The 16,678-nt window shown below is 72.7% G+C and carries 21 protein-coding genes; 8 read left to right on the forward strand and 13 right to left on the reverse strand.

All coding sequences use genetic code 11. The features are described 5' to 3' along the window. Window positions 1–1,293, reverse strand: a 1,293-nt coding sequence (locus tag VGR37_20590; protein HEV2149809.1) for a DEAD/DEAH box helicase, incomplete at its 3' end; no start/stop codon positions are given. Window positions 1,294–1,453: 160 nt separating this feature from the next. Here VGR37_20590 and VGR37_20595 point away from each other — a divergent pair. Beyond that, window positions 1,454–2,632: a CoA transferase gene (locus VGR37_20595; GenBank protein ID HEV2149810.1), complete on the forward strand. Its 1,179-nt coding sequence runs from the start codon at window positions 1,454–1,456 to the stop codon at window positions 2,630–2,632. 104 nt (window positions 2,633–2,736) lie between these two features. On the opposite strand, the gene VGR37_20600 is transcribed toward VGR37_20595, so the two are convergent. The 5 genes from VGR37_20600 to VGR37_20620 form a co-directional block, all read right to left on the reverse strand. Further along, complete coding sequence (locus VGR37_20600) at window positions 2,737–2,946, reverse strand: cold-shock protein (protein HEV2149811.1); 210 nt, start codon at window positions 2,944–2,946, stop codon at window positions 2,737–2,739. A gap of 102 nt (window positions 2,947–3,048) precedes the next feature. After that, window positions 3,049–3,258, reverse strand: coding sequence for a 30S ribosomal protein S21 (gene rpsU, locus VGR37_20605; protein ID HEV2149812.1), 210 nt, complete (start codon window positions 3,256–3,258; stop codon window positions 3,049–3,051). Window positions 3,259–3,398: 140 nt separating this feature from the next. Beyond that, entirely contained in the window at window positions 3,399–4,520 is a 1,122-nt protein-coding gene (locus VGR37_20610; GenBank protein ID HEV2149813.1) for an AI-2E family transporter, read from the reverse strand. A gap of 106 nt (window positions 4,521–4,626) precedes the next feature. Continuing rightward, complete coding sequence (locus tag VGR37_20615; GenBank protein HEV2149814.1) at window positions 4,627–5,100, reverse strand: HU family DNA-binding protein; 474 nt, start codon at window positions 5,098–5,100, stop codon at window positions 4,627–4,629. A 227-nt stretch (window positions 5,101–5,327) separates the two neighbouring features. After that, the gene (locus tag VGR37_20620; GenBank protein HEV2149815.1) at window positions 5,328–6,314 is read right to left on the reverse strand and encodes a M48 family metallopeptidase; all 987 of its coding nucleotides are present in this window, start codon (window positions 6,312–6,314) and stop codon (window positions 5,328–5,330) included. Between the two features lie 262 nt (window positions 6,315–6,576). On the opposite strand from VGR37_20620, the gene VGR37_20625 reads away from it, so the two are divergent. Continuing rightward, window positions 6,577–7,104, forward strand: coding sequence for a hypothetical protein (locus VGR37_20625; GenBank protein ID HEV2149816.1), 528 nt, complete (start codon window positions 6,577–6,579; stop codon window positions 7,102–7,104). 70 nt (window positions 7,105–7,174) lie between these two features. Here VGR37_20625 and VGR37_20630 read toward each other — a convergent pair whose 3' ends face one another. Both VGR37_20630 and VGR37_20635 read right to left on the reverse strand, forming a co-directional pair. Then, window positions 7,175–7,927, reverse strand: coding sequence for a PIG-L family deacetylase (locus tag VGR37_20630; protein ID HEV2149817.1), 753 nt, complete (start codon window positions 7,925–7,927; stop codon window positions 7,175–7,177). A gap of 66 nt (window positions 7,928–7,993) precedes the next feature. Further along, window positions 7,994–8,239 (reverse strand): hypothetical protein, encoded by a 246-nt coding sequence (locus VGR37_20635; protein HEV2149818.1) that lies wholly within the window; start codon window positions 8,237–8,239, stop codon window positions 7,994–7,996. A 128-nt stretch (window positions 8,240–8,367) separates the two neighbouring features. Here VGR37_20635 and VGR37_20640 point away from each other — a divergent pair, with 128 nt between their 5' ends. Then, window positions 8,368–8,580 (forward strand): heavy-metal-associated domain-containing protein, encoded by a 213-nt coding sequence (locus VGR37_20640; GenBank protein ID HEV2149819.1) that lies wholly within the window; start codon window positions 8,368–8,370, stop codon window positions 8,578–8,580. 7 nt (window positions 8,581–8,587) lie between these two features. Here VGR37_20640 and VGR37_20645 read toward each other — a convergent pair whose 3' ends face one another. Continuing rightward, window positions 8,588–9,646 (reverse strand): radical SAM protein, encoded by a 1,059-nt coding sequence (locus VGR37_20645; GenBank protein HEV2149820.1) that lies wholly within the window; start codon window positions 9,644–9,646, stop codon window positions 8,588–8,590. A gap of 200 nt (window positions 9,647–9,846) precedes the next feature. On the opposite strand from VGR37_20645, the gene VGR37_20650 reads away from it, so the two are divergent. Continuing rightward, complete coding sequence (locus VGR37_20650; protein HEV2149821.1) at window positions 9,847–10,341, forward strand: SRPBCC family protein; 495 nt, start codon at window positions 9,847–9,849, stop codon at window positions 10,339–10,341. Window positions 10,342–10,513: 172 nt separating this feature from the next. Next, window positions 10,514–12,235, forward strand: a complete 1,722-nt coding sequence (locus VGR37_20655) for a LysM peptidoglycan-binding domain-containing protein (GenBank protein HEV2149822.1) — start codon at window positions 10,514–10,516, stop codon at window positions 12,233–12,235. 93 nt (window positions 12,236–12,328) lie between these two features. On the opposite strand, the gene VGR37_20660 is transcribed toward VGR37_20655, so the two are convergent. Next, a complete protein-coding gene (locus VGR37_20660) occupies window positions 12,329–12,517 on the reverse strand; it encodes a hypothetical protein (protein HEV2149823.1) in 189 nt (62 codons plus the stop codon). Window positions 12,518–12,656: 139 nt separating this feature from the next. Beyond that, window positions 12,657–12,875: a CsbD family protein gene (locus VGR37_20665; protein ID HEV2149824.1), complete on the reverse strand. Its 219-nt coding sequence runs from the start codon at window positions 12,873–12,875 to the stop codon at window positions 12,657–12,659. 179 nt (window positions 12,876–13,054) lie between these two features. Between VGR37_20665 and VGR37_20670 the strand changes: the two genes are divergently transcribed. From VGR37_20670 to VGR37_20680, 3 genes are all read left to right on the forward strand, one after another. Beyond that, window positions 13,055–13,630 carry an NUDIX hydrolase gene (locus tag VGR37_20670; GenBank protein HEV2149825.1) on the forward strand — a complete coding sequence of 192 codons (576 nt, stop codon included), beginning with the start codon at window positions 13,055–13,057 and terminating at the stop codon, window positions 13,628–13,630. A 72-nt stretch (window positions 13,631–13,702) separates the two neighbouring features. Continuing rightward, the gene (locus VGR37_20675) at window positions 13,703–14,026 is read left to right on the forward strand and encodes an antibiotic biosynthesis monooxygenase (protein ID HEV2149826.1); all 324 of its coding nucleotides are present in this window, start codon (window positions 13,703–13,705) and stop codon (window positions 14,024–14,026) included. A 166-nt stretch (window positions 14,027–14,192) separates the two neighbouring features. After that, window positions 14,193–14,876 carry a hypothetical protein gene (locus tag VGR37_20680; GenBank protein ID HEV2149827.1) on the forward strand — a complete coding sequence of 228 codons (684 nt, stop codon included), beginning with the start codon at window positions 14,193–14,195 and terminating at the stop codon, window positions 14,874–14,876. A gap of 116 nt (window positions 14,877–14,992) precedes the next feature. On the opposite strand, the gene VGR37_20685 is transcribed toward VGR37_20680, so the two are convergent. After that, window positions 14,993–15,235, reverse strand: a complete 243-nt coding sequence (locus tag VGR37_20685) for a hypothetical protein (GenBank protein HEV2149828.1) — start codon at window positions 15,233–15,235, stop codon at window positions 14,993–14,995. A 63-nt stretch (window positions 15,236–15,298) separates the two neighbouring features. Then, window positions 15,299–16,420 (reverse strand): ribonuclease D, encoded by a 1,122-nt coding sequence (locus VGR37_20690; protein ID HEV2149829.1) that lies wholly within the window; start codon window positions 16,418–16,420, stop codon window positions 15,299–15,301. Between the last annotated feature and the right edge of the window lie 258 nt (window positions 16,421–16,678).

Genomic DNA, 16,678 nt, shown 5'->3' on the forward strand with positions numbered 1-16,678 from the left:
CCGTAGGAGCGCGGCGGCGGCCGCTGCGACCTCCACCGGGCTGAACTCCTCGAAGAGAGGCTCCAGCACCAGCATCTGCGCGCCCAGGTCGTCCTCGCGCAGGGCGCGGCGCAGCTCCCGGCGGAACGCGGCCAGCTCGGCGGCCGTGGCGGGCGCCGGGTCGGGGAGCCCCACGGCGATGGGCCGTAGCAGGGCCCGCCGGGCGATCTCCCGCAGGTGGCCCAGCTCCCGCGGCTCCAGGAACACCAGCGCGCCCGGGTCGCCGCCGTGGCGGGCGGTGAGCGTCCGCTCGTCGGCGGGGACGTCGTAGCTGATCGTCCGGCCGATCCCGCCCCCGGCCTCGCTCGCGAGCTCTTCGCGGGTGGTGCCGGCGGTGACCACCGCCGCGTCCGCCTCGGGGTCGTCCGCCTCGCCCACCAGGAACCCGCGCAGCGTCAGCGCCTCGGCCACCTCGGCGGCGCGCTCGTCGGTGCGGCAGAAGAGCACGGGCGGAGCCTCGCCCTCGCGCCCCTCGCGCAGCAGCCGGGCGAGCGTGTCGGTCTTGCGCCCCTCCGGCACCAGCGCGTACCCCACGTTCCCCACGAGCGCCGGGGCCTCCGCGTCGGGGACGGCCGGCTCGGAAGGGAAGCGCAGCGCCCGCTTCACCCGCCGGTCCACCATGTCCTCGACTTCCGGCGGCAAGGCCGAGGAGACCACCACACGCTGCGCCTCTCGCGGGGCGTGGTCCATCAGCGTCTCCACCGCTTCCCAGCCGCCCAGCGCGAGGATCTCGGAGGCGCCGTCCACCACCACCGCCTCCAGCGTCTCCAGCTTCGCCGCGGAGCCGTGCACCGCGTCCAGCACGTCTGCGGGGGCGCCGACGAGCACCTCGGCCTGCGAGGGCGGCGTCCCCCAGCTCCCCCCCGCGACGGTCACGCCCAGCTCCACCGCCGCGGCGTACGGCACCAGGGAGAGCGCCGTCCGCTCCGCCGCCTCCGCGGTGGGGACCAGCACCAGCATCCGGGCGCTGCGAACCTCGCCCGCGCCCTCGTCGCCGGCTCCCTCCGCGCCCTCGCCCTCGCCGGCGTCCTCGTCCCCCTCCTCGGCCGCCGCCCGGGGGCGGAGCCGGTCCAGGACGCCCAGCGCGTACGCCAGCGTCTTCCCGGAGCCGGCGCCGGCCCGCGCCACCAGGTTCCCCTCGCGCCGGAGCACCGGGATCACCGCCTCCTGGATCGCCGTGGGATTCTCGATGTCCTCGTCTTCGAGGGCGGCGAGAAGGGGGTCGCGGAGTCCGAAGTCTTCGAACGAGGCCATGTATCTCCGTCCGTGTGTCTGTACCGTGCAGTCTCTCAGAGCGGCGGGAATATACGCGCTCGCAACTTCCCTGCCTACAGGCGGTCCCATCGCGCTTGACGCTCCCCGGAGCCCGGGCTATCCTGCCGGCCCGTCGCTCACCGCCTTCCCAGTGATTTCCGTGTCGAACCCGAGCCCTCCCGCATCCCCCGGCCCGCTGGCCGGCCTGCGCGTCCTGGACCTGGGCCGCGTGCTGGCTGCGCCGCTCTGCACGATGGTGCTGGGCGACCTGGGGGCGGAGGTGATCAAGGTGGAGCGGCCAGGGGAGGGCGACGACACCCGCACCTGGGGCCCGCCGTGGGCGGAGGGGCCCGCCGGCCGCGAGAGCGCCTACTTCCTCTGCACGAACCGCAACAAGCGCTCGGTTACGGCCGACCTGAAGACGGAAGCGGGGCGGGAGCGGGTCCGCCGGCTGGCGCGGGACGCGGACGTGCTGATCGAGAACTTCTTCCCCGGGACGATGGAGCGCTGGGGGCTCGGCTACGAGGAGCTGTCCGCCGGGAACCCGGGGCTGGTGTTCTGCTCCGTCACCGGCTACGGCTCGGAGGGGCCGGAGGCGGGGCTTCCCGGGTACGACTTCGCCGTGCAGGCGCGGTCGGGATGGATGGCGGTGACGGGGGAGCCGGAAGGAGAGCCGATGAAGGTGGGGATGGCGCTCGCGGACGTCCTCACGGGGCAGAACGCTGCCATCGCGATCCTCGCGGCGCTCCGGGAGCGGGAGCGCTCCGGCCACGGCCAGCGGGTGGAGGTGGCGCTCTTCGACTCGGCGCTCGCCGGGCTGGTGAACGTCGGCCAGGCGGCGCTGGTGACGGGCCGGGAGCCGCGCCGCTGGGGGAACGCCCACGCCGCGATCGTCCCGTACCAGGCCTTCCACGCCGCGGATCGCCCCTTCGTGCTGGCGGTGGGGAACGACGCCCAGTGGCGGCGCTGCTGCGGCGCCCTCGGCCTCCCGGAGCTGGCGGACGACCTTCGCTACGCCACCAACCCCGCGCGGGTGGAGAACCGGGAGGCGCTGGTCGCGGCGCTGGCGGAGCGGCTGCGGGAGCGCCCGGCCGCGGCGTGGCTGCAGCTGTTGGAGGAGGCCGGGGTCCCCTGCGGCCCGGTGCAGTCGGTCCGCGAGGCGCTGGGCGACCCCGCCTTCACGGAGCGCGGCGGCCTCTGGGATGTAGAGGGTGCCACCTTCGGGCGGACGCGCATGGTCGGCTCGCCCATGCGGTTCTCGCGGACCCCGGTGGGGCTGCGCCGGCCGCCACCGGGGCTGGGGGAGCACACGGAGGAGGTGGAGCGGGAGGGGTGGTAGGGCGGGGCGACCGCCGGCGCGACGGAATCCAGGATGCGACGAAACGAGACCGGGGCGCCCTTTCGGACGCCCCGGTCTCGCGCAAACCGTGAATGGCTCGCTTGTCAGCCCATGCGGACGACGTTCTCGGCCGCGGGGCCCTTCTCGCCGTCGACCATGTCGAACTCCACGCGCTCACCCTCGGTGAGCGAGCGGAAGCCCTCCGCCTTGATGGCGGAGAAGTGGACGAAGCAGTCGCGGTTTCCGTCCTCGGGCGTGATGAAACCGAAGCCCTTGGCGTCGTTGAACCACTTCACGGTGCCGGTGGTGCGCATTGCGGTACTCCTGGTGGGTAGAAAGTGTCGGAGACCGGCAAACCCCCACCAGCCGACCGACGAACCTCGCCGCGCGGCGCGCGGCCCTGCGGGAACGCGCTGTTAGAACTGCCCCGCGCGACGGGCGAACTTCCGGTCCTTTGCACGGCGGCGCAGCGCCGCCTTGGTCTTGGACTTCCGTGCCTCGCTCGGCTTCTCGTAGAAGCGCTTGCGGCGCATGTCCTTGAAGAGCCCGGAGCGGATCATGCGGCGCCGGAACTGCTTCAGCGCCCAGTCCAGGCGATCGTTCTCACCGAGCTGAATCTCGACCAAGCAGGCCTCCGGGCTGGACCAGAGTAGGGGATCGTGCGAAGGAACGGGAAGGGCCGGGGCACGGGAGCGCCCGAGCCGCGGTGTGGAGCGGGGATTCCACAACGGCGCAGGCGACAAAATAGCAGCCCCGCCCGGTTTTGTCAACTCTCCGGCGGCGCGGGCGGCGCTTCGGCCTCCCCGGAGGGCTCCTCGACCGGCGCCGCGGCGGCCGGGAGCGCCTCGCGGCGATCCCACGCCTGGCGCGCCTCCAGCGGCTCCAGGTACAGGATCCGCACCGCCACCACGATCACCGCCAGGAGCGGGGTGGCGACGAAGAGCGCCAGGAGCCCGAAGCCGATGGTGAGCATCAGCTGCCAGGCGAGGAGCGCCGCAGGCGGGATGTTCACGGCCCTGCGCTCCACCAGGGGGACCGTGATGGCGTTCTGTACCTGCTGCAGCACGAAGTAGAAGATCGCCACGTACAGCGCGGTGAGCGGCGAGATCCCGAACGCGGTGACGATGGCCGGGAGCGCCGCGATCGTCGGGCCGAAGTTGGGGATGAACTCCAGGAGCGCGGCGAGCGCGGCCAGCGCCAGCGCCCCCGGGAGCCCGAACAGCGTCAGCCCCACGTAGGTGGCGACGCCGATCAGGAGCATGGTGAACGCCTTGCCGAGCACCCAGTTGCGCAGGTTCCGCCCGGCCTCGTCGTAGATGAGGGCCCACTTGTCCCGGCTGTCGGGCGCGATGGTCCGCAGGAGCATCCCCCGGTACACCTCCGGCTGGGCGGCCAGGAAGATCGCCAGCGTCACCACCGCGAAGGAGCCCAGCGCGGCGCTGATCAGGTTGAACGCCAGCGGGACGAAGCGGCCCACGAACTCGCCGATCTGCTCGTTGATCCGGCTGGCGACCTCCGCGTTGGGCTCGGACCCGGACTTCTGCTCCACCCACTCCGCCGCCGAGTCCATGGCGGCGGGGATCTGGCCCGCGAGCACCCCGACCTGCTCGACCACCTGCGGGACCAGGACCACCGCGAGCCCGGCGATGGCCCCCACGAAGACGGTCACCACCAGCCCGAAGGCCACGCCGAAGGGGATCCACCGGGCCAGGTAGCGGGCCGGGGCGTGGATCACGATGGCGATGAGGATGGCGAGCAGGCCCAGGAAGAAGGCGTTGTACACCATCCAGAAGAACCGCCACGCGAACAGGAAGAGCGCCGCCAGGGTGAGCACCCGGGCGACGTCCGAGGTCCGCCAGGTGATGCGGCGCACGACTCCGTCTGCCATGACCTTGCCCGTCGCGTGGGTCGACCGTTCCTCCCGGACACGAGCCGGGGCCGCACCCCGCGGGGTACGGCCCCTTGCGTCGCCGACGTGCTCCGGAGGCTCGCTCCTACTTCTTCGTGGACCGGGTGCCGCTGCCCTTCTTCGCGGTGGACTTGTCCGCCGTCCCGGACTTCTTGGCCGTGGAGGTCTTCTTGGCGGCGGCGGTCTTCTTCGCCGTGGCGCCCCCCGCGGACTTGCGCGCCGACCCGGCGGTGCGGCTCTTCTTCGCGGCGCCCTTCCGGGCGGACCCGGTGTCTTCGTCCATCGACTCCTTGAAGCCCTTGCCGGGGGAGAAGCTGACGGTGGTGCGCTCCGGGATCTGGATCACCGCCCCGGTGCGGGGGTTGCGCCCCTCGCGGGCGGCGCGGGTCTTGGAGGAGAACTTCCCGAACCCGGGGATGGAAAGGTTCCCCGCGGTCCGCACCGCTTCCGAGATCGCTCCGCTCGTGGAGTCGAAGATCGCGTCGACCACGCGCGATGCCGCTGCCTTGCTCATCTCGGCTTTCTCGGCCACCAGGTCGATGAACTGCGACTTTTTCATGAGGGCCTCCGGAAGGCGGTGTGTGGAGCGGCGTTTCCGCGCCACCCGAAGACAGATGCAAGCTCGGTTCCACTTTTCCGCGCCATCACTGGAATCGCGCGGCGTCCGGCCCATCCGGGAGCACCCGAAAACGGCGGAGCCACGGCGCAAACGCCTCGGGCGCGATCTTCGCGGCCCTGCAAGTGCTTGGCGGACGGTGACATACGCCCCATGGCCCGCCGCGCCCCTCAGCGCCGGTTGAACCCGTTCCGGAACGAGTCCACCACGCGGCGGGCGCCCTCGCTCGCCTGGTTCAGCGTTTCGCCGAAGGTCTCGCGGGCGCTCTCCCGGTAGGCCCGTGCCGCTTCGGCGAGGTCTTCGCGGTAGGAGGTCTCGGGCTCGCCGCGGCGCCGGTACTCGCCGCGGAGGATGCGGTCGTAGTCGCCGCTCTCGAACCAGCTGCGCATCTCCGCCACGCGGATGACCGGGAAGGGGTGCGTCAGGTCGAGCGTGTTGAGCACCTTGAACACCTGGTCCACCAGGTCGCCGGACTGGCGGTACTCGTCCGCCTGGCGGATGAACTCGGGGAGGTTGGTCTGCCCCGCGCCGCCGCCCCCGGCGAACTTGAGCATGGTGGTCATGGCCGCCTCCGGGTCCTGCACGGCCAGGAGCCCGGCGCGGTCGCAGGAGAGCTCCGCCTTGCGGTACCACTCCATGAGCGCGGCGAGCACGGCGCGCGCGGCCAGCCCCACGATGGGGAAACCCAGGTTGGCGAGCTGGAGGAGGATGTACATCATGGTGCGGTACAGCGCGTGGCCGCTCATGACGTGCCCGATCTCGTGCCCCAGGATGAAGCCCAGCTCCCGCTCCTCCAGGAGCCCCAGCGTCCCGGAGTTCACGGTGATGAAGGGCTTCTCCATCCCCCAGGCGCCGGCGTTGACCAGGGGCGTCTGGGTGACGAAGAGCGGGTACTCGGCCGGGGCGTCCAGGACGCGGAGCGCCTCGCGGTAGAGGCGGTGGACGTCCGGGAACTGCGTGGGCGAGACGCGCACCGCGTTGGCCTGGAACGCCAGGCGGATCGGCCGCTCGCCGAAGAAGCCGAAAACCTTGCGGAGCACCTCGTCGAAGCCGGGGACCCGGCGCAGGGCGTTGAGGGCCGCGCGGTCGGCGGGGTGCTCCCAGCTCCGGGAGTCGATGCCGGCGAGCACGAGGAGGGTGCGGTCGAGGTCGGGCATGGAGGCTCCTGCTGGGGGAGAGGGGCGCTCCGGGGGGAGCGCGGACGCGGGCACTACGCGCGCCCCGGACCCCCGGTTTCAGCGGGCGCGCGCCTCCCGGATCGTACGTCGCCCCGCGCCGGGGAGCAAGCATCCCGGTGCGGGACTGCCGGTTCCGGAACTTTTGCTTAGATTGGGCGGTACTGGCGGTCCGGCCGGCTCCGCAGCCGCGTCGCGCTTCCTTCCCGTGGACCGGCTTCCTTTCCAATCCGGAGACTCTGCCATGCGCCACCGCATCCCGGCCCTGTTCGCCGCCCTTTTCGCCCTGGCCTTCGCGATCCCGGCCCAGGCGCCCGCGCAAGGCGTCGCGTCGCTCAACGGCAGCTACACCTACGACGCCAGCGCCAGCGACGACGTGCACCAGGCGATCAACACCGCGGTCCAGCGGATGAACTTCGCCATGCGCCCGATCGCGCGGGGCCGCCTGCGGAAGACCAACGAGCCGTACAAGCGGGTCGTCATCTCGAACACGCAGTCGCAGGTCTCCGTGGCCATGGACGGCCGGCCCGCGATCGTCACCCCCGCGAACGGCACCCCGGTCGACTGGACCCGGGAGGACGGCGAGAAGCTCAGGGTGAGCACCGAGTGGGAGAACGGGACGCTGGAGCAGACCTTCAAGGCCGAGGACGGCCAGCGTGTCAACGCCTACTCCGTCAGCCCGGACGGGCGGACGCTCACCATGAACGTCACCATCACCAGCCCCCGCCTCCCGCGGCCGCTGACCTACAAGCTGGTCTACCGGAAGGCCTGACCGCCGCCGGCTCCGGAAGTGCGAACGGCCCCACCGCGCGGTGGGGCCGTTCGCGTCTGGGCCCGGGAGGTCAGCCCGTCACTTCCGCCCTGCGGTCCGGGTGGACGGCGTTGGGGTCGGCGGGCTCGGCGGGGAGGAGCGCCGGGACGATCCCCGGCCGGGTCTCCCAGGCGTCGAGCACCTCGGCGTAGCGAAGGCCGAAGGGAGCGCCGGCGTCCCGCAGGCGCCGGTCGATCCAGCCGGGGTCGCCGAAGCGGATCCGCTCGAAGTAGAAGCCCGCCAGCTCGTGGATGGTGTCCAGGTACGGCTCCACGTCCACCGCGACGGAGGGGAGGGTGGAGTGCATGTCGCGGAGGGTGAAGACGGGGGCCGGCTCGCGGTGCGGCGGGGCCGGGGCCACCACCTTGGCGATCCGCGCCAGGGTGACGGCGTCGCGGAAGATCTTCCCGCACGCCTGGTGGTCGGGGTGGCGGATCCCCCGCAGCCAGCCGTGGCCCCAGGTGAGGACCCCGTCCGGCTTCGCGTCGGCGATCACCCGCGCCACCTCGCGCGCCGCCTCCACCGTGGCCTCCAGGCGGGTGTCGCGGAAGTCGAGGAAGCGCGTCTCCACGCCCAGGATCTCCCCCGCGCGGTGTCCCTGCTCCTCGCGCAGCCTCGCCACCTCCGCCTCCGGGATCGCCCCGAAGGCCTCGGTCATCTCCCCGCGCGTCAGCCACACGACCACCACCCGGTCTCCGCGCTCCTTCTGCGCGAGGATGCTCCCCGCCACGCCCACCTCGTCGTCGGGGTGGGCGAGCCCCACCAGCAGCGTCTTTCCTGGCATGGATTCCTGGTCTCGGTTCCGATCCGGCCCGCCCGTGCCCCGGAAGGACACGGACCCGGCCGCGGCTCAGCCCTCGCTCTTCCGCGTGACTTTGGTGTCCTCGTGCGTGCTCGGCCCCCGCGGCTGGGTCTTCCCCTGCTGTCGCACCTCGTCCGGGTCGGGGAGGTCCTCGTTGCGCCCCTTCACGTCCAGCTCGTTCCGCCCGGTCGGCGGGGTGGTGGCCTCCCGGTGCTCGTTGGCCGTGGACGGGTGCTCGGCCCCGAACCCCGTCAGCTTCGCGTCGTGCTCGTACGCGCCGCCCTTGTCGCTCATATGGTCCTCCCTGGTCTCGTTCTTCGCAAGTGATTGTGCGGGGTGTGGTTGCAGGCAAGACGCGTTCCCCCGTCCGCTGGTGCGGAGCGTGCGTCGTCCGGCCGCGACCCGTTACGAAGGAGAGGCAGATGCCTACGCAGAAGCTCTGGGTGAAGGACCTGAAGAGGGAGGACGAGGCGCGCGTGGCCGCGCGGCTGCGGGAGCTGCCGGGCGTGTTCTACGCCGTGCTGAGCCACGACGCCGAGTGCGCGGAGGTGGACTTCGAGGACGACCTGGTCTCGCTGGACCAGCTCCGGGCCGCGGTCCGGGAGTGCGGCTACGAGGTGGAGATCGCCGGCTGACGCCCGGTCAGAGCAGCGCGAGCTGCTGCGGCTCGGGCTCCGGCGAGGCACCGTACTCCCAGGGCACGGGCCCGGTGAAGCCGTGGCGCTCGCGGGCGCCGCGGATCCGCTCGTCGAGCCGCCTGCGGTACGCCTCGCGCTTCGGGGAGCGGCGGTCGCGCACGACGGTCCGGTACGCGTCCACGAGGTCGGGGCGCAGCTCGCGCAGCACTGGGAGGAAGCGCTTCCAGGAGACGCCGGAGAGCCGTACCCCTCCGGCGACCACGAAGCACGCGTCCGCTTCGCGCGCGGCGGCGAAGAGCGCGTCGATGGCCTCCGCGCCGTCGGTGAGCCCCGGCAGGAGCGGCATGGCGAAGATCCCTGCGCGGATCCCCCGCTGGCGGAGGGCGCGGAGCGCGGCGAGGCGGCGCTCCGGGGTGGGGGAGCGGGGCTCGATCCGCCGCAGGAGCACCCGGTCCGTCGAGATCAGCGAGAGGTGCACGGTCAGGCGGGAGCGCGCGGCGATGCGCTCCAGCAGGTCCAGGTCGCGGAGCACCAGCGGGCTCTTGGTGGTGATGGAGAGGGTCACCCCCCGAAGCCGGGCGAGCTCCTCCAGGACGCCGCGCGTGAGCCGGAAGCGGCGCTCCGCCGGCTGGTAGGGGTCGGTGGCCGTGCCCAGCGCCAGGGACCACCCCGGGCTGCGGGCGACAGCCCGGGTGACGGACTCCGCCGCCGCCTTGACGAAGATGCCGCGGTCGAAGGCGAGCGGGAGGCCGGGCCCCTCCGGGATCCGCCCTTCCGCCTGCAGCCGGTCCACCAGCCAGCCGTGCGCGTACGGCGCGTAGCAGTAGCTGCACGACATCTCGCACCCGACGTAGGGGTTCACCGTCAGCCATCCGCGCATCACCCCCGTCCCGGGCGTGGCGATGCGCGAGCCGGCCAGCTCGTAGAACGCGGTGTCGCCGCGCTGCTGCAGCACGGGTAGGGGAGGGCGCCCCGGTGCGGAGAAGCGGGGATCGGCGAAGAGCGTCGCCTGCTCGTCCCTCGCGTCCTGCGCCCGGGTACCCGCCGTAGCCGTCGCGGCCATGCTCCCCTCCTCACACGGGTGTCCGCTCGCTCGCCCGTCGGTCGTCCTCGGACCCGAAGGTAAACCGAAGAAACGCCGAACGCAACCTCCAGAGTCGATCCTGGGTCCGGGTACGCCCTTGCCCGGTGGAACCCACAGACGTAACTTCGACGAACATTATACAAGTGTGAGACAGGCACTCCCGGACCTGAGCGACCCCGATGAAGCTGCATCGACTGGAGGCGCGGCAGCTGCTCCCCGTCTCCGTATCGGAGGCATGGGACTTCTTCTCCGACGCCGCGAACCTGCCACGGATCACGCCGCCGTGGCTGGGCTTCACCGTCACCTCGGAGCTGCCGTCGCGGATGCACCCCGGGATGATCGCCACCTACACGGTGCGCCCGTTCCCCGGCGCACGGGTGCGGTGGGTCACGGAGATCACGCACGTGGAGGCGCCGCACCTGTTCGTGGACGAGCAGCGCTTCGGCCCCTACCGCTTCTGGCACCACCAGCACCACTTCGCCGAGGCTCCGGGCGGGGTGGAGGTGCGAGACGTGGTGCACTACGCCCTCCCGCTGAACCCCGCCTCGGCGCCGATCCGCCGCTGGATGGTGGCGCCCCGGCTCCGCGGCATCTTCGAGTTCCGCCGCAGGACTCTCGAGGGGATCTTCGGGAGGATGGAGCTGGCCGGACCCGGCTCCGAAAATCCGATGTGACTGCGGCGCAAGCGGTTGCAAGCCAGCGCCGCCGCCTTCGCTCTTTTTTCGGTGGCGCGGCGGGGTGAGCCGCACTATCTTGCCTCCCTTCATCCCCACATCGTCCAGTCGCGGCCCCCGGTTCCCCGGGATCGTGGCCGCAGTCGTCTCCACCGCTCTCGACGGCATCCCCATGACCCATCGCCTGCTCGCCCCGGCGGCGGTCCTGCTCGTGCTCGGCGCCTGCGCGCCCGGTGCGTCCCGCGGCCCCGCTGCATCGCCCACCCCCGTCTCCGTGGCCCCGGACAACGTCGACTCCGGCCCCGTGCTGGAGGAGAAGGAGCTGAAGGCGACCTCCGCCAGCCTCCTGGGCAACGTCCGCTACGACCTGCCGATGGAGGCCAACACCTGGGTGGCGGCCGAGCTGGACTACCTCGTCGGCCAGCGGAAGGCGGTGGTCGGGCGCTGGCTGGAGCGGGCCGAGTACTACCAGGACTTCGTGAAGGCGGTGTTCGCCCGCCACGGTCTCCCCACCGACCTGCACCACCTGGCGATGGTGGAGAGCGGCTACATCCCGACGGCCCGCTCGCGCGCCGGGGCGGTGGGGATGTGGCAGTTCATGCCGGCCACGGGGCGGCAGATGGGGCTCCGCATCGACTCGCTGGTGGACGAGCGGATGGACCCGGTCCGCTCCACGGACGCCGCCGCGCGGCACCTCCGCGACCTGCACCGCACCTTCGGGCGCGACTGGTCGCTCGCCGCGGCCGCGTACAACGCGGGCCCCGGGCGCATCAGCCGCGGGATGCAGGGCGCCGGCGCGCGTGACTTCTGGGAGCTGGCGGTGTGGGGGACGCTCGCGGAGGAGACCAAGCAGTACGTGCCGCGGCTGTACGCGGTGACCATCATCGCGCGTGACCGGGAGCGATTCGGCTACCAGAAGCCGAGCGGGCTGGTCCGCACCTTCGCGTACGACAGCGTCCGGACCGACCTCTCCATCCCGCTGGCGGAGCTGGCGGCCATGGCGAACCTTCCCGCCCATTCCGTCGCCGAGCTGAACCCGCACCTGCACCGCGGGACGACGCCCCCGGGCGAGTACTGGGTGTGGGTGCCGCGGGGGAACGGCCCGGCGGTCCAGCAGGCGTACCTGGACTCCGAGCTCCGCCGCGAAGGCGGCTACGGGACGTACGCCGTGCGTCGCGGCGACGCCGCGGAGCGGCTGGCGCTGTACGCCGGGATGACGCTGTCCCGCATCCGCGAGCTGAACCCCGGCGCGGACCTGGAGAAGCTCCCCGTGGGGACGCGACTGCGCCTTCCGAAGTCCGCGGTGGCGACGCTCGCTGCCCGCCCCGTGGAGCGCGTCGCGGCGAGCACCTCCGAGGCGAAGCCCCGCGAGCGGAGCGAGGAGCGCGGCAAGGGCGACAGCGGGAGCGATCCGAAGCGGTCCGAGCGCTCCGCTTCCGCGAGCCGGGAGAGCACGAAGAAGCCCGCCGAAGCCGCCGCCGAGCGGGGAAGCGACGCGCGCGAGCACGTGGTGAAGGACGGGGAGACGCTCTGGGCCCTGTCGCGCGAGTACGGGGTGGCGGTGGACGAGATCCGCGCGGCCAACCGCCTGGAGGGCGACGTGATCGTCCCCGGCCGGAAGCTGCGGATCCCGCGCAAGGCCGAGGCGCCCGCCCCCGCCGCGCGGGCGGCGAGCGCGGAAAGCTCCACCCGCAAGGACGGCGACGCCCGCAAGACGGAGCGCGAGCCCGCGAAGAAGGCGGCCTCCCCGCGCGAGCACGTGGTCAAGAACGGGGAGACGCTGTGGGCCATCGCGCGGATGTACGATTCCACCGTGGTGGCGATCCAGCGCGCGAACAAGATCGACGACAAGTCCCCCATCCGCCCCGGCCAGAAGCTCCGCATCCCGAGCTGACCCGCGGGCCATCGGAAAAACGAGGAGACGCCCCCGACCGGATCACCGGCCGGGGGCGTCTGCCTTTCGCACCTCGCACTCCGCACTCCCGCACTATTCGCTCACGTCCTCCACCTCGTCCTCGGCGACGCCGATCACCACCCCGTCCGGGAACTGCACCATGAAGCCGTCCCGGCCGTCCTCGTTGCTGTCGGCGCCCCAGTGGCCGATCACCTCGCCCACCTTGCCCAGGTAGGGGCGCGACTGGTCGTATCGTGCGTTCACCACGCGTACCTTGTGCATCCCCGCCTCGCTGCGTCTCGGGTTTCCGCCACCTCCCCGTGACGCGATGCACAGGGCGGGCCGGCTCCGCTCCTCGCAGACGCCGAGCGCCGCCCGGGAAGCTCCCCGGGCGGCGCTCCGCGCTCTCGGGAATGGGCGGCTACAGGTCGTTCAGCTCCTTCGCGTTCCGGGCCGCGGCGCGCCGGGCGTTCGCCTCGCGCATCGCTTCCTCGGCGCGGACCTGGTCCTGCTCGGCGCGGCCCTCCATCTGGTCCAGGCGCCCCTCGCGCTCCATCTCGCGGTCGCCCAGGAGGTCGCCGACCCCCTCCTTGATCTTGCCGCCCAGGTGCTTGCCCTTGCCGTTGATTTCGTCGGCCATGATGCTCTCCTGGCTGTAAGGTCGAAAAATTGGGGTATCCTGTTGCGGGAGCAATGTTTGTGCCGGTTGCGCCCTGCTCCCGGGGCATCCGGCCCTGGCCCGTGGATTGCACGGGCGGGCGCACCTGGCTCGATTTCGTGAGCGCCCGTGGGGCGGGGTACCAGAGGGGGAGGCACGACTTGGCGGACGGAGGTACGGGCGGGGGACACGAGGGGGCGCCGGCTCCCTGGGAGCTGCTGTCGTCGGAGCACCTGGCGGACTACGAGATGTTCGGGGTGCGGCGCGACCGGGCGCGCTCGCCGCGCAACGGGACGGAGCAGGACTTCAGCATCGTGGAGTCGCCGGAGGGCGTGACGCTCGTGGCGACCACCGCGGCGGGGGAGCTGGTGCTGGTGGAGCAGTACCGGCACCCGCTGCGGAGCGTCACCCTGGAGACTCCGAGCGGCGTGGTGGACGAGGGGGAGTCGCCGGTGGAGGCGGGGCTGCGGGAGCTGCGGGAGGAGACTGGGTACGAGGGCGGCGACGCGACGCACGTGGGGACGCTGGTGCTGAACCCCTCCTGGCAGACCACCCGGGTGCACGTGGTGGTGGTCCGGGGCGCGCGGCGGCGCGGCGCCATGGACCCGGACGAGTCCGAGGACCTGCGGGTGCGGCTGGTTCCGGCGGACTCCGCTGCCGGGCGGGTCACGGCGGGGGAGATCACCTCGTGCGTGGCCGTCGCCGCCCTGGCGCTGGCGGGGTGGGCGGGGGCATAGAATGGAGCGGCCCGCGTGGTCGTGCGGCGGATGCAAGGGCAGTCACACGGATCGCCTCGACCCGGACAACGCATGTTCGTCTTCATCTCGCACCTGTCCGTCCCCGAGGAGGACCGGGAGGCGCTGGAGCGCCACTTCCGCGAGCGCTCCGGCCTGGTGGACGGCTTCCCCGGCTTTCTCTACCTGCAGCTCCTCCGCCCGCAGGCCGGGCCGGCTTCGCACACCTTCCTCACCGCCTGGGAGGACCGGGAGGCCTTCCGGCGCTACATGGCGAGCCGCGAGCACGCGGTCTCCCACGCGCGCGAGCCGGGCGAGATCATGGGGCGGACGACGGTGCGGCACGAGGCGTACGAGGTGCTGATGGACTCGCGGAGGAGCCCGGAGTGGGTGGAGTAGCCCCCGTGGGTCGCGCTGAGGCGGCTCGGCCGGGGAGACGCTGGCCTCGTTTCTGCACCTTCGCTATCTTCTGCGGACTGAGACCGGCATTTCCGCGCGGGTGGCGGCTCTTCTTCCGCGGTCCGCCGGTGCGTGTCGTGCCCGATACCAGCAGCGAAGCGAGTGCATGGCGGCTGACCAGGAGAGTGCGGGGGCGGATCGGAGCGGCGACCGCCGCGGGCCGGACCGTCGGGGTATAGAGCGGCGCGCCGTGGAGCGGCGCGCTCCGCCCCCGGTGTGGCGCCGCCCCTGGGCGCTCGTCTCCTACGGAGTCGTGGGTGCCCTGGTGGTGATGCTCCTCGCCGGCGGTTTCGGAGGGGAGGACGAGCCCGCGGTCCCGGCGGTGGTGGATGCCCCGCGGGCGAGCCCGGCCCCCCAGCCCAGCTCCCCGGACGCCGCGGCGAGGCCGCCGGAGGCCGCCTTCGCCACCGCGGACTTCGAGCGGCTGGTGATCGAGGGCCAGGAGGCGCACGGCCGGACGGTGCGCACCGAGCTCTATTGCGACACCCCGACTCCGGTGGCGCTCCGGCAGAGCATCCCGATCGCGGAGAGCGCGATCGTGGCGCTCCGAGACAGCCTGGGGCGGGTGCCGGCCGCGGCGTGCAAGTGGGGAGGGCAGGGCGACGAGCGCCGGCAGGACTTCCTGCTCCTGGTGCCGCCGGACCTGGCGGACGACTTCGCGGCGGCTCCCGTGATCACGGACAACTTCGTGCGCCGGCGCAGGCTGCTGGCCGAGGTGGAGTGGATCGGGCGCTCCGAAGTGCTGGCGCTCCGGACAGCCGGGGTGCTGCGGCGGGTGCTCAGGCGCTGAACGGGTAGCGGCCCGGCATCGCGAAACCCCTCTTCCGGTCGGTTCCGGGGGAGGGGTTTCGTTTGCATCTTCGTGATGCGGGCAGGGTTCCGGCCGTGAGAGAGGGTCGTCCCCGCTCAGGCGACGCCGGCTGCGGTCTTGGCCCAGGCGAGACGGCGGTGGAGCTCCTTCTCGCTCATGGTGCCGATGGCGAAGTCGGCGGCCTCCACGCTGTTGAAGGTCACGGTGGTGACGATCGGCTCCGCGCCCTCCTCCGCCGCGCGGAACGCCAGCGCGGCGCCGCGCTTCAGGTGGGCGCCGGTTTGCTCCGCCGCCAGCACCTCCCAGGTCCTGCCGTCCTCGTCCGTGATCGTGCGCATCCTTGCCTCGGTCGTGTAACGCGGTGAGCCCGGCGTCGGCCGGGGTGTCGTTCGGGTGGCGGGTCAGCGGATCGCAGTGATCAGCGCCTCGCCGAGCGCCTCAACCTGCCAGCGGCGGACGCCGGGCAGCTCCTGCAGCTCGGCCGGGGAACCGGGCATGGCCCGCGCGATCTCCTCCAGCATCGCCTTGGACATCATGAAGCCGGGGTCCAGCCCCAGCTGGTCGGCGCGGCGGTTCCGCGCCGCCTTGAGGGCGTCCACGCGCGCCTCGTGCTCCGGGTCGCGCTCCCAGCGGCGCGCGGCCGGGAAGCGCGGCAGCTCGCCCTCGGGGACCTCCAGGCCGCGCCGGACGGCCCCCAGCAGCTCGCGGCCCCGGCGCTGCGCCAGCCCCTCCGAGATCCCCGTGACCTCCGGCAGCTCCCGCTGGGTGGTGGGGGCGCGGGCGCTCAGCTCGATCAGCGCCTGGTTGGCGAGAACGCGGAAGGTGGCCTGGTCGCGCTCGCGGGCCACCTCCTCGCGCCAGGCGTACAGCTCGCGGAGGATCGCCAGCCCGCGCGGGGAGAGGTCGCGCGCGCCCTTGACGCGCAGGAAGGCCTCCCGGTCGGGCTCGGTCTCCGTCCACCCCGTCTGCTCGCGGCGGCGGAACTCCTCCTCGGCCCAGGCGAGGCGCCCCATCGCCTCCAGCTCCTCCCTGAGGCGGTCGCGCAGGGCGGGGAGGTGCGCGGTGTCGGTGGCGGCGTAGTCCTTCATCCCCTCGGAGAGGGGGCGCTCCGCCCAGTCGGCGCGCTGGAACTCCTTGGGTAGCTTCAGCCCCAGGTACTTCTCCACGATGTTGCCCAGCCCCAGCGAGCGCTCGCCCAGGAAGGCGGCGGCGATCTGCGTGTCGAAGAGCCCCGCCAGGGTGATCCCGGCGTCGCGGTCCAGGATCCGCAGGTCGTAGTCCGCGTCGTGGAAGATCTTCTCCACCGAAGAGTCGGCGAAGAGTGGCCGCAGCGGCGAGACGTCCAGCGCCAGCGGGTCGATCAGGAAGTTCTCCTCGCGCGAGGAGAGCTGGATCAGGCTCAGCCGGTCCAGGTAGCGGTGGTATCCGGCGGCTTCCGTGTCCGCGGCGATCAGGGGAAGGCCCCGGAGCCGCTCGATCAGGTCCTCCAGCTGCCCGGGTGTCTCGACGTATTCGTATCTCACTCTGCGTCCGGTTCGGGGTCGCGGCAAAATCGCCCACGGGGCGCGGCCCCGCAAGAGTTCCGCCACGCGCGGCGGGTTGCTCGCGGCTCGGTGGGAGGCCTATCTTGCGCCCCGCTCCGCGCCGGGCGTTCCGGCGCACGCACACCTCCTCCGCCGCGCCGCCCATGCCCCGCAGCCGCGCCCCCGAGCCGGACCTGATCGTCCTCGCCCGCCGCATCCACCTCCTGGGCGACGCCCCGCCCGCGACCGCGCTCCTGG

The sequence above is a fragment of the Longimicrobiaceae bacterium genome (assembly GCA_035936415.1).
Taxonomy (GTDB): domain Bacteria; phylum Gemmatimonadota; class Gemmatimonadetes; order Longimicrobiales; family Longimicrobiaceae; genus JAFAYN01.